This window comes from Streptomyces sp. NPDC047081 (genome assembly GCF_040643775.1).
GTDB lineage: Bacteria > Actinomycetota > Actinomycetes > Streptomycetales > Streptomycetaceae > Streptomyces.
Genome location: NZ_JBEYUY010000001.1, coordinates 504,624 through 517,148, shown reverse-complemented (window position 1 = coordinate 517,148; position 12,525 = coordinate 504,624). Strand labels below are relative to the sequence as shown.

10 protein-coding genes and 1 riboswitch are annotated in these 12,525 nt (G+C 69.1%); all 10 genes read left to right on the top strand.

What is annotated here, in order from left to right; all coding sequences use genetic code 11:
• The first annotated feature begins 42 nt into the window (after positions 1-42).
• A complete protein-coding gene (locus ABZ848_RS02395) occupies positions 43-2,013 on the top strand; it encodes a hypothetical protein (RefSeq protein ID WP_360823903.1) in 1,971 nt (656 codons plus the stop codon).
• Positions 2,010-3,299 carry a cytochrome P450 gene (locus tag ABZ848_RS02390; protein WP_360823900.1) on the top strand — a complete coding sequence of 430 codons (1,290 nt, stop codon included), beginning with the start codon at positions 2,010-2,012 and terminating at the stop codon, positions 3,297-3,299. Before ABZ848_RS02395 ends, ABZ848_RS02390 begins: the two co-directional genes overlap by 4 nt.
• A 153-nt stretch (positions 3,300-3,452) precedes the next feature.
• The gene (locus ABZ848_RS02385) at positions 3,453-4,397 is read left to right on the top strand and encodes a transglycosylase family protein (RefSeq protein WP_360823897.1); all 945 of its coding nucleotides are present in this window, start codon (positions 3,453-3,455) and stop codon (positions 4,395-4,397) included.
• Positions 4,398-4,603: 206 nt separating this feature from the next.
• A riboswitch (cyclic di-AMP (ydaO/yuaA leader) is annotated at positions 4,604-4,774 on the top strand.
• Positions 4,775-4,778: 4 nt separating this feature from the next.
• Positions 4,779-5,465 (top strand): transglycosylase family protein, encoded by a 687-nt coding sequence (locus ABZ848_RS02380; protein ID WP_360823895.1) that lies wholly within the window; start codon positions 4,779-4,781, stop codon positions 5,463-5,465.
• Positions 5,466-5,767: 302 nt separating this feature from the next.
• A complete protein-coding gene (eno, locus tag ABZ848_RS02375; RefSeq protein WP_242765772.1) occupies positions 5,768-7,054 on the top strand; it encodes a phosphopyruvate hydratase in 1,287 nt (428 codons plus the stop codon).
• A gap of 99 nt (positions 7,055-7,153) precedes the next feature.
• A complete protein-coding gene (locus ABZ848_RS02370; protein WP_360823892.1) occupies positions 7,154-7,630 on the top strand; it encodes a septum formation initiator family protein in 477 nt (158 codons plus the stop codon).
• Positions 7,631-7,698: 68 nt separating this feature from the next.
• Entirely contained in the window at positions 7,699-8,229 is a 531-nt protein-coding gene (locus ABZ848_RS02365) for a DUF501 domain-containing protein (RefSeq protein WP_360823889.1), read from the top strand.
• A complete protein-coding gene (locus ABZ848_RS02360) occupies positions 8,226-9,167 on the top strand; it encodes a Ppx/GppA phosphatase family protein (RefSeq protein ID WP_360823886.1) in 942 nt (313 codons plus the stop codon). Before ABZ848_RS02365 ends, ABZ848_RS02360 begins: the two co-directional genes overlap by 4 nt.
• Positions 9,168-9,611: 444 nt before the next feature.
• The gene (locus tag ABZ848_RS02355; RefSeq protein ID WP_360823883.1) at positions 9,612-10,991 is read left to right on the top strand and encodes an NAD(P)/FAD-dependent oxidoreductase; all 1,380 of its coding nucleotides are present in this window, start codon (positions 9,612-9,614) and stop codon (positions 10,989-10,991) included.
• Positions 10,992-11,196: 205 nt separating this feature from the next.
• Complete coding sequence (locus ABZ848_RS02350; RefSeq protein ID WP_360823880.1) at positions 11,197-12,492, top strand: cyclopropane-fatty-acyl-phospholipid synthase family protein; 1,296 nt, start codon at positions 11,197-11,199, stop codon at positions 12,490-12,492.
• The last annotated feature ends 33 nt before the right edge of the window (positions 12,493-12,525 follow it).

Sequence of the window (12,525 nt, the reverse complement as noted above, 5' to 3'; positions counted from 1 at the left end):
TACGGTTGGGGGAACGGGTGGGTGCGAGGTGTGGGGGCCGGTGTGGCAGCGGAGTTGGGGGCGTTGGCGGACGCGCTGACGCGCGCGATGGAGGTGCCGGCCGCGGCGAGGCAGGTCAAAGAGGTACTGACCCGGTTGAAGGGTGACCTCTCGTCCAAGCCGCGCTGGATTTGGCGCCCGACGCAGCACACCAGGACCGTGGACTGGCTGGGGGCGCTGGAGGCTCTGCAGCGCCAGCACCCCGACCAGCTCGCCGAACTCCAAGCCATCGCTGCGGAGTACGGCCCCAGCCCCTCACCGGCACCTGCCGCCGGTACCACCAACACCGTCACGGCAAGTGGTGACCGCTCGGTCGCGGCGGGCGGCGGCATCGGCGCCGCCATCACGGGCGACGGGGCGACAGTGAAGTATGTCGCCGGTGACCATCTGGACTTCGGGGGTGGCAACTTCCCCGGCGGGGTGGTCGGGAAGCAGCACAACGAGGTGCAGAACAACTACTACGGCACTGTTCCCGCGCCCATCGAGTGGCGGCCGGTGGGCGAGGTGACGCCCCGGGAGTTCGGGGTGGCGCCGACCCGGCATGTGCACGGGCTGCCGGACGTACCGCCGTACGTTCCCCGGGACTGTGACGAGGAGTTACACGCGCTTCTGGACCGTGGCGGCCTGGTCCTGGTGCTCGGCGAGTCGCACACGGGCAAGTCGTACACCGCGTGGAACGGCGCACGGGCCCTGAGCGACGGGCGTGTCAGCATCCCGGACTCCGCCGAGGTCCTGCGCCGGCTGCCCGCCTCCCTGCCCGCGGACTCGGGATGCCATGTGGTGTGGTTGGACGAGCTGACCGACCACCTCGGCAAGGACGGCCTGGAGCCTCGGCTGTTGAGACGCCTCACCAGTGCCGGCGTGGTCCTGCTGGGGACCATGAGCACCGACGAGTACTACCGGATGAGGGTCAGAAGCACGCCCGCGTCCCGTCTGGTCGCCATGGCGTCGACCGTCGAGGTGCCGCGCGCCTGGAGCGACGAGGAACTGCGCAGGCTGCGGGACACGGACGACCCGCGGGCCCATGCCGCGTACATGTGGAGCGGCGGCGAAGGCCCGGCGGCGTACTTCGCGGTCGGGCATCTGCTGTTCGACGAGTGGCGTCGGCCCGGAACCACGCACGACCACCCGCACGGCCAACTGCTGGTTCAGGCAGCCGTTGATCTCGTGCGTTGCGGCGTCAGGGATGCCGTGCCGGTGGGGCTGTTGACGGAGGTCGAGGAGTTCTATCCGGCCGGACCCCGCACACAGGAGTCGTTCGAGAACGCGCTGGCGTGGGCGACCGCGCGGCTGTTCCGCGCCTCGGGCCTGCTTGTGGAAGGCGAGGAACGCGGAAGTTACCGCGCTTATGGAGCTCTCGTGGCCGAGGCGTTGGCATCGGGGGAACTGCCGCCCGTACCCGACGAGGTCTGGTGGACGCTGCTCGGCGTTCACGAGTCGTGGGGCATCGACCGGGCAGCCGTACTGGACGCTGCGCGCAACGCGTTGCGCTCTCGTGTCGAGTCCGGCGACACCGGGGTCATGCGCCGGTTCGCGGAGTACACGGATGGCGAGGAACGGAAGGACTGGTATCGGCGAGCCGCGGACCTGGGAGACGGTGAGGCGGCCTTCCGGCTGGCGAAAGTCCTCATTGCGGAGACGGAAGACGGGGACGAGCAAGCGGCCGTCCCGTACCTGGAGGCGGCGGCGGACCGGGGAAACGGGGACGCGGCGTATCTCCTCGGCCGCTTCCACCTCAGCCGCGCCAAGCACTGGATGCTCCGGTCCGCCGAGGCCCCCCGGACTGTGGACGCCGCCGCGGACGCCGAGGCCGAGCGCGCGTGGAGTTCCGGCGAGTCCTCGTTCATCGTCAAGAGCGGTGGGGTGCCCCTGCGCATCAAACTCGCCCTGAACCTTCCGCTCAGGGATCAGCCGGAGTTCAGGGACCTGGCCGGTGACCCCGACTCGGACCCTCCGGATACCGTCAAGGAGTGACCAGCCACCCCACCCCCGCCACCCCCGAACTCTTCACCTGGGAATTCGCCACAAACCCCTACCCCGCCTACGCATGGCTCCGAGACCACGCCCCCGTCCACCGCACCACCCTCCCCAGCGGCGTGGAAGCCTGGCTGGTCACCCGCTACTCCGACGCCAAGCAGACCCTCGCCGACCCCCGCCTCTCCAAGAACCCCGCGCACCACGACGAGCCCGCCCACGCCAAGGGGAAGACCGGCATCCCCGGGGAGCGCAAGGCGGAGCTCATGACCCATCTCCTCAACATCGACCCCCCGGACCACACCCGGCTACGGCGGCTCGTCAGCAAGGCCTTCACGCCCCGCCGCGTCGCCGAGTTCGCGCCCCGTGTGCAGGCGCTCACCGACCACCTCATCGACCAGTTCGCGGCCAGGGGCGAAGCCGATCTCATTCACGACTTCGCCTTTCCCCTCCCCATCTACGCCATCTGTGATCTGCTCGGCGTCCCTCGCGAGGACCAGGACGACTTCCGGGACTGGGCCGGGATGATGATCCGGCACGGGGGCGGGCCCCGGGGTGGTGTCGCGCGGTCCGTGAAGAAGATGCGTGGTTACCTCGCCGAGCTCATCCATCGGAAGCGGGAAGCGCTGCCCGCCCAACCCACTCCCGGCGAAGACCTCATCTCCGGGCTCATCCGCGCCTCCGACCACGGCGAGCACCTCACCGAGAACGAGGCCGCCGCCATGGCCTTCATCCTGCTGTTCGCCGGGTTCGAGACCACCGTCAACCTCATCGGCAACGGGACGTACGCCCTCCTCACCCACCCCGAGCAGCGCCACAGACTCCAGTCCTCCCTCGCCGCCGGCGAACGCGGGCTGCTGGAGACGGGGGTGGAGGAACTGCTGCGCTACGACGGGCCCGTGGAGCTCGCCACCTGGCGGTTCGCCACCGAGCCGCTTCGCATCGGCGGGCAGGACATCGCGACCGGCGATCCGGTTCTCGTCGTACTCGCCGCGGCCGACCGGGATCCCGAGCGGTTCGCCGAGCCCGACACCCTCGACCTCTCCCGCCGTGACAACCAGCACCTCGGATACGGGCACGGCATCCACTACTGTCTGGGCGCTCCGCTGGCCCGACTTGAGGGGCAGACCGCGCTCGCCACCCTCCTCACCCGGCTGCCCGATCTGCAACTCGCCACCGATCCCGCCGAGTTGAGGTGGCGTGGTGGGCTCATCATGCGTGGACTGCGTACGCTTCCGGTCGAGTTCAGCCCGGTTGGGCCGACACGTCCTTCCAGCCGAACGTGACACGCGCTCAAGTCTGTGATCTTCACGTGATCTACGCGGCATTAACTTGTGACAAGTGATCGTCAGTCGATAGGTTCACGGACCATGGCGGCGCCAAGGCTTGGCCCAAGCTTCACGCGCCGCGGTCACTGCTGTCTCGCGAAAGGCCCCCGCATGCTCTCCGGGAACGGTCGTCACCGTCGCCCCCGCCAGGCTCCGGCACTCCTCGTCGCGGCCGGCGTGACCGGCTCCGCCATCGCGATCCCGCTGTTCGCCGCGAGCGGCGCCAGCGCCGCCGACGGAAACACCTGGGACAAGGTGGCACAGTGCGAGACCGGTGGCTCCTGGAGCGAGAACAACGGTGACGGGTTCTACGGCGGGCTGAAGCTCACCCAGGAGGACTGGGAGAAGTACGGCGGCCTCGACTACGCCCCGAGCGCCGACCTGGCCAGCCGCAACCAGCAGATCGCCGTCGCCGAGAAGCTCCTCGACGACCAGGGTGTGGGTGCCTTCCACACCTGTGGACTGACCACCGGGCTGACCAAGGACTCCGGCTCGGCCGACGTGGACACCGGTGTCGCGGACGACTCGTCCGGTTCGTCCGGGAATTCGGACTCGTCCGACAGTTCCGGCTCCACCGGCTTGTCCAACTCGTCCGGTGACACGGGATCGGGTTCCTCGTCCTCCGGTGATGGATCCGACGGTTCCGCCTCGCCGAGCGCCTCCACCGACAGTGCGGACAACTCCACCAAATCCGGCAATTCCGCGTCGCCTTCCGCCTCTCCGTCCGAGTCACAGAAAACCGACAGCTCATCTACAGATCGGGCGAACGGTGACGACTCGGACAACTCCGAGCAGGCCGTCGGCTCTTGGAGCCTCGTCGACACCGGCGCGGTCGGCAGCGGCAAACACCGCGGCGCCGCCGCCGATGAGGATGCGGACACGGGTCGTACGGACGACACGTACACCGTCCACGCCGGCGACACTCTCGCCTCCATCGCCGACTCCCTTGACCTGGACGGCGGGTGGCGCGCCCTCTATGACGCGAACAAGCAGGACATCGGCACCGACCCGAACCACATCACTGCCGGTCAGACCCTGGACCTCCCCGCCGAATAGACCTCGAACGGGGTGAAAAAAGACGGGAGTTCACGTCACACTTCGCGCCGAATGTCCGATTTGGCGAAAGTGTGGGATGAGTCTCAGAAGCCCTGATCGTCTTTGAAATTCGCCGGATTCCCTGTCTACCGTCGTCACCGCTCGGCAACCCGAGCCCCGTCGGTCGCAACGCCGAATCCTGCCAGCGGCCGTGCGGGAACAGTCGTCGCTTGACAGCGCCGTAGGCAGGAGCGGGGGACCCAAGGTAAGCGCCCCACCGGATGGTTGACGGTGGCGGCTTGGGGTGTAGCCGCGCCTCGTGGAGACGAGGGCGCGGCCGGGCAACTCAACCGGCCCGAACCCGACAGCTCACCTCGCAGGCGTCGGTGAGGGGATCCATCCATGCTGTTTTCCAGCAAGGGCAAGCACCGTCGTCCGTCCAAGACCGCCCGTGCCATCGCCGTCGTCGGCGTCACCGGTGCCGCCGCCGTCGCCGCCCCGCTGATGGCCGCCGGCAGCGCCTCCGCCGCCACCGCCTCCGAGTGGGACGCCGTCGCCCAGTGCGAGTCCGGCGGCAACTGGTCCATCAACACCGGCAACGGCTACTACGGCGGTCTGCAGTTCTCCGCCTCCACCTGGGCCGCGTACGGCGGCACCGCCTACGCCGCGCAGGCCAACCAGGCCTCCAAGGCGCAGCAGATCGCCGTCGCCGAGAAGGTCCTCGCCTCCCAGGGCAAGGGCGCCTGGCCGGTCTGCGGCACGGGCCTGTCCAGCGCCGCCTACAACGGCAGCAGCGCGTCCAGCTCGGCCGGCAGCTCCTCGAACACGACCCGCTCCGACTCCCAGGCCGCGTCCCGCTCCTCCGAGCGCACGACCGTGAAGAAGTCGACGAAGACCGTCACCACCCCGACCGGCAAGAAGGTCAAGAAGGGCGACGGCGAGTACAAGGTCGTCAAGGGTGACACCCTCAGCTCCATCGCCGAGAAGCACAAGGTGAAGGGCGGCTGGAAGAAGCTGTTCGAGCTGAACAAGGACATCGTCGAGGACGCCAACCTCATCTACCCGGGTCAGCAGCTCCACCTGAAGTAAAACCCAGCTGAACCACAGTGCCTTCACAGCCGTGTCCACCAATATGGAGGACACGTGAGGGCCTCCCCCGTCCCCCACGGACTCCCCGCCTCGGTGCGTGTTCCCCCGTACGCACCGGGGCGGGGCTTTTTGTGTGCGCGCACGCGTGCTTCCGCGCAGGTTTTTGTTCCGTTCGGAAACAATTTACTCTCGGTTCTGCCCAAGAGGTGGGCGGCAGCGTGGCCGATCCGCCGGAGCCGGTTAGGCTCGTCTCGCAGAGCCGCTGCGGTGCTGCCGTAGCCGCGTCACATCCCAAGAAGGAGATGCTCGTGCCGTCCATCGACGTCGTCGTAGCCCGGGAAATCCTGGACTCCCGAGGCAACCCCACGGTCGAGGTCGAGGTCGGCCTCGACGACGGCAGCACGGGTCGTGCCGCCGTCCCCTCCGGCGCCTCCACCGGCGCCTTCGAGGCCATCGAGCTCCGAGACGGTGACCCGAACCGCTACCAGGGCAAGGGTGTCGAGAAGGCCGTCCTCGCCGTCATCGAGCAGATCGGCCCGGAGCTGGTCGGCTACGACGCCACCGAGCAGCGCCTGATCGACCAGGCGATGTTCGACCTGGACGCCACCGACAACAAGGGCTCCCTCGGCGCCAACGCCATCCTCGGCGTCTCCCTCGCCGTCGCCCACGCCGCCTCCGAGGCCAGCGACCTCCCGCTCTTCCGCTACCTCGGCGGCCCGAACGCGCACCTGCTGCCCGTCCCGATGATGAACATCCTGAACGGCGGATCCCACGCGGACTCCAACGTCGACATCCAGGAGTTCATGATCGCCCCGATCGGCGCGGAGTCCTTCTCCGAGGCGCTGCGCTGGGGCACCGAGGTCTACCACACCCTCAAGAAGGTCCTGAAGGGCCGCGGCCTGTCCACCGGCCTCGGCGACGAGGGCGGCTTCGCCCCGAACCTGGACTCCAACCGCGCCGCCCTCGACCTCATCCTCGAGGCCATCAAGGAAGCCGGCTACGCCCCCGGCGAGCAGATCGCCCTCGCGCTCGACGTCGCCGCCTCCGAGTTCTACAAGGACGGCAAGTACCTCTTCGAGGGCAAGGAGCGCTCCGCCGCCGAGATGACGGAGTACTACGAGGAGCTCGTCGCGGCCTACCCGCTCGTCTCCATCGAGGACCCGCTGTTCGAGGACGACTGGGCCGGCTGGAAGGTCCTCACGGACAAGCTCGGAGACAAGGTCCAGATCGTCGGCGACGACCTGTTCGTCACCAACCCGGAGCGCCTCGCCCGCGGCATCGAGGACGGCGCCGCCAACGCGCTCCTCGTCAAGGTGAACCAGATCGGCTCGCTCACCGAGACCCTGGACGCCGTCGAGCTCGCCCAGCGCAACGGCTTCAAGTGCATGATGTCCCACCGCTCCGGCGAGACCGAGGACGTCACCATCGCCGACCTCGCCGTCGCCACCAACTGCGGCCAGATCAAGACCGGCGCCCCGGCCCGCTCGGAGCGCGTCGCCAAGTACAACCAGCTGCTGCGCATCGAGGAGATCCTCGACGACGCGGCGGTGTACGCGGGCCGCAGCGCCTTCCCGCGCTTCAAGGGCTGACCCTTCCGGGGTTAAGCCTTAGCCAGTCGTACGTACGTCCCCGTACCGGTCCCGTACCGTGTGCGGGGACGTACGCGCGTGTGAACGGGAGGCGGGGACATGGCCGTGAAGGACCGGGACCGGTTCTCCACCGCGACCAGGCTCAAGCTGCTCGGCGAGCAGACCGCGGCCCGGGTCTACCGCTCCCAGACCAAGCGGCAGGCCCGCCGCTCCCGCCTCACCGGCCGGGCGGCACTGCTCGCGCTCGTGGTGTGCACCCTGGTCGTCGCGCTCGCCTATCCCATAAGGCAGTACGTCTCCCAGCGCGCCGAGATCGCCGATCTGCAGCGGCAGAAGCAGCAGGCCGCCGAGCGCGTCGAGCAGCTGCGCGACCTCAAGGCACGCTGGCAGGACGACTCGTACGCCGAGCAGCAGATCCGGCAGCGGCTGCACTACGTGCTGCCGGGCGAGACGGGTTACGTCGTCATCGACCCGGACGCGGCCAAGCAGTCCCGCGCCGACCTGGGCGCCGCCGACCGGCCCTGGTACACGAACGTCTGGGACGGGGTCGACAAGTCCGACGCCTCCGACCGATGAAGACGGATGAAGACCGATGAACCAGACTGGCGCCTTCGACCAGTGACCTGACCAGAGAGACCTTCGTAGTGGAAACGCCTCCGCCGACCACCCCGCGCACCGAGCCCACCGACGCGGACGTCGAGGCCTTCAAGCAGCAGCTCGGGCGCCCGCCGCGCGGGCTGCGCGCCATCGCCCACCGGTGCCCCTGCGGGCAGCCGGACGTCGTGGAGACGGCCCCGCGGCTGCCCGACGGCACACCCTTCCCGACGACGTACTACCTGACGTGCCCGCGCGCCGCCTCGGCGATCGGCACGCTGGAGGCGAACGGCGTCATGAAGGAGATGACGGAGCGGCTGCAGACCGATCCGGAGCTGGCCGCCGCGTACCGGGCCGCGCACGAGGACTACATCGCGCGCCGTGACGCCATCGAGGTCCTGGAGGGCTTCCCGAGCGCGGGCGGCATGCCGGACCGGGTGAAGTGCCTGCATGTACTGGTGGGGCATTCGCTGGCCGCGGGACCCGGCGTGAACCCGCTCGGGGACGAGGCGATCGCGATGCTGCCGGAGTGGTGGCGCAAGGGCGCGTGTGTGACCGTCACCGAGGAGGACGCCAAGTGACCCGGGTCGCCGCCGTCGACTGCGGTACGAACTCCATCCGCCTCCTCGTCGCGGACTGCGACCCCGCGACCGGTGAACTCGTCGACCTGGACCGCCGTATGACCATCGTGCGGCTCGGACAGGGGGTCGACCGGACCGGGCGGCTCGCCCCCGAGGCGTTGGAGCGGACCTTCGCCGCGTGCCGCGAGTACGCCGCGGTCATCAAGGAGCACGGCGCCGAGCGGCTGCGGTTCGTGGCCACCTCGGCCTCGCGGGACGCCGAGAACCGGGACGAGTTCGTCCAGGGCGTCCTCGACATCCTCGGTGTCGAGCCCGAGGTCATCTCCGGCGACCAGGAGGCCGAGTTCTCCTTCACCGGGGCGACCAAGGAACTGACCGGCAGCGATCATCTCGACAAGCCGTACCTGGTCGTGGACATCGGGGGCGGGTCGACGGAGTTCGTCGTCGGGGAGGAGCATGTGCGGGCCGCCCGGTCCGTCGACGTCGGCTGTGTGCGGATGACCGAGCGGCACCTGGTGCACGAGGGTGCCGTCAGCGACCCGCCGTCCGCCGAGCAGATCGCGGCCATGCGGGCCGACATCGAGCGGTCCCTCGACCTCGCCGAGGAGACGGTCCCGCTGCGCGAGGCACGCACCCTGGTCGGTCTCGCGGGCTCGGTGACGACCGTGTCGGCGATCGCCCAGGAGCTGCCCGAGTACGACTCCGCGCGCATCCACCACTCCCGCGTCTCCCACGACCGCGTCCGCGAGATCACCGACTGGCTGCTCCACTCGACCCACGCCGAGCGCGCGGCCGTCCCCTCCATGCACCCCGGCCGCGTCGACGTGATCGCCGCGGGCGCTCTCGTACTCCTGTCGATCATGGAGCGGATCGGCGCCGAGGAGGTCGTCGTCAGCGAGCACGACATCCTCGACGGCATCGCGTGGTCGGTGGCGTAGGCCTCATTTGTTACTGATCGGTAGCTCTCGGATGAGCAGGTCGGGTAGCGTCTGAGTGCGTTCCGGGGGATCTTCCGGGGTCCCCCGTGACGTGCCGTCGAGAAAGTTCGTGAAGTTCTTCACAAGGAATTTCGCGCTGTTGAACCGCGAGAAGGGCCCGGTTGGCCCTTCCGGGGGCCGAACAGGCCCTTGAACATGTTCAGAAGCGTGGTATGAAGGTTCGGCGAGGGGTCTTCGCGGGTGCCCGTTCCGGACTGCTCACCGGGGCGTCGGCGGCCCAGAGAGGCAGCTCACGCGGCATTGACAACGGGTCGTACCGGACCCGGGGTTCCCCTCCGGGCCATGACCTGGATCACGCGGGTCGCGGAGGATAGCACACCCCCTGCAAGAGCTTGTGAAGGGGCGCACGAGCGACCCCCCTGGGCCGGGTGGATACTCGATGGCATGAGCACCACGGAGCGTCCCAGGATCCTCGTAGTAGGCGGTGGGTACGTAGGCCTGTACGCAGCTCGGCGCATCCTCAAGAAGATGCGCTACGGCGAGGCGACCGTCACGGTCGTCGACCCCCGGTCGTACATGACCTACCAGCCCTTCCTTCCCGAAACCGCCGCCGGCAACATCTCCCCGCGCCACGTCGTCGTCCCGCTGCGACGCGTGCTGCCCAAGGCGGAGGTCCTCACCGGCCGGGTCACCACCATCGACCAGGACCGCAAGGTCGCCACGATCTCGCCGCTGGTCGGTGAGGCGTACGAGCTGCCCTTCGACTACCTGGTGATCGCGCTCGGCGCGGTCTCCCGCACCTTCCCGATCCCCGGCCTCGCCGAGCAGGGCATCGGCATGAAGGGCATCGAGGAGGCCATCGGCCTGCGCAACCACGTGCTGGAGCAGCTCGACAAGGCCGACTCCACGACCGACGAGGAGATCCGCCGCAAGGCGCTCACCTTCGTCTTCATCGGCGGTGGCTTCGCCGGCGCCGAGACCATCGGTGAGGTCGAGGACCTGGCCCGCGACGCGGCCAAGTACTACAACAACGTCTCCCGCGAGGACATGCGGTTCATCCTCGTCGACGCCGCCGACAAGATCCTTCCCGAGGTCGGTCCCAAGCTGGGCGCCTACGGCAAGGAGCACCTGGAGAGCCGGGGCGTGGAGATCTACCTCTCCACCTCGATGGACTCCTGCGTCGACGGGCATGTCGTCCTCAAGAACGGCCTTGAGGTCGACTCCAACACCATCGTGTGGACCGCCGGTGTGAAGCCGAACCCGGCCCTCGCCCGCTACGGCCTGCCGCTCGGCCCCCGCGGTCACGTCGACTGCGAGACCACGCTCCAGGTCAAGGGCACCGACTACATCTGGGCCGCCGGCGACAACGCCCAGGTCCCGGACCTCGTCGGCCGCAAGGCGGGCAACGAGAACGCCTGGTGCCCGCCGAACGCGCAGCACGCGCTGCGTCAGGCCAAGGTCCTCGGCGACAACGTGATCTCCGGTATGCGGGGCTTCCCGCAGGCGGACTACTCGCACGCCAACAAGGGCGCGGTGGCCGGTCTCGGCCTCCACAAGGGCGTCGCGATGATCGTCATGGGCAAGATGAAGATCAAGCTCAAGGGCCGTCTCGCCTGGTACATGCACCGCGGCTACCACGGCCTCGCGATGCCGACCTGGAACCGCAAGGTCCGCGTCTTCGCCGACTGGACCCTCGGCATGTTCCTCAAGCGCGAGGTCGTCTCCCTCGGCGCGATGGAGCACCCGCGCGAGGAGTTCTACGAAGCGGCCAAGCCCGTGCCTGCGGCGCCCAAGCCGGAGAAGTCCGAGGCCAAGGCCTCCTGACCCTTCCGGGTCGCTGAAAGAACCGAAGGGCCCCCTGCCATCCGTGGTGCAGGGGGTCCTTCGGCGTTTCCGGTGCGACGCACTCATGTAGATGGCCCGTACACCTTTTGCATACTCGTAACGCCACTGGGGGACTGCGCAGTCGTCCCGTTGGTGTTTACGTGGTGTTGGACATCCGGGATCGCTCGTCACGGAGGTGTGCGCCATGGCCGACGCCGCGTTGCGGCTGAAGAGCCTCGTCGAACAGTTGCTGGGAGTGCCGTTGCCGGTGCGGATCCGGGCCTGGGACGGGTCGACCGCCGGGCCGCCGGACGCGCCCGCTCTGGTCGTGCGCAATCGGCGGGCCGTGCGCCGGCTGCTGTGGAAGCCGGGGGAGCTGGGGCTCGCGCGGGCCTGGGTCGCCGGGGATCTGGAGATCGAGGGGGACCTGTACGTCGCCCTCGACCTGATGTCGACGCTGGTGTGGGAGCGCGGCGAGGACGCGCGGAGCCTCGTACAGATGCTGCGGGATCCGCGGGCGCGGGCTGCCGTGCGGGGGCTGGTGAAGGTGGCCGGGGTGCCGTTGCCGCCCGCGCCGCCGCGGGAGGAGGTGCGCAGGAGCCGTACCCGTCTGCACACCAGATGGAGCGACCGGCGGGCCATCAGTCACCACTACGACGTCGGCAACGACTTCTACGAGATCGTCCTCGGGCCCTCGATGGTGTACTCGTGCGCCTACTGGGAGGACGGCGGGACACTGGAGAGCGCTCAGCGCGACAAGCTCGAACTCGTCTGCAAGAAGCTCGGGTTGACGGGTGGTCAGCGGTTGTTGGACGTCGGGTGCGGGTGGGGGTCGATGGCCATTCACGCCGCCCGGGAGCACGGCGTGAGCGTCGTCGGGATCACCCTGTCGCAGGAGCAGGCCGCCTACGCCCGTAAGCGCGTCGCGGACGAGGGGCTGACCGACCGGGTGGAGATCCGGGTGCAGGACTACCGGGATGTCGCCGACGGGCCGTACGACGCCATCTCCTCCATCGGCATGGCCGAACACGTCGGCAGCGAACGGTACTTGGAGTACGCCGAGGATCTGTACCGGCTGCTGAAGGCCGGGGGGCGGCTGCTCAATCACCAGATCGCCCGGCGGCCGCAGCGCGACGAATCCGCTTACGACCTCGACGAGTTCATCGACGCCTATGTGTTTCCCGACGGTGAGCTCGCGCCGCTCGGGACCACCGTGACCCAGCTCGAACGCGCCGGGTTCGAGGTGCGTGACGTCGAGTCGATCCGGGAGCACTACGCGCTCACCCTGCGCCGCTGGGTGGCCAATCTGGAGGCCGACTGGCGCCGCGGCCTCGCTCTCGCCGGGCCCGGACGGGCGCGCGTCTGGCGGCTCTACATGGCCGCCTGCGCCGTCGCCTTCGAGCGCAACCGCATCGGCGTCAACCAGGTGCTGGCGGTGCGGAGTCCGGAGGGAGGGGAGTCCGGGATGCCGTTGCGGGCCCGGACTTGGGTAGCGGTTTAAAGGGCGTATGTACGAAGGAGCCCCGGCCGGTCG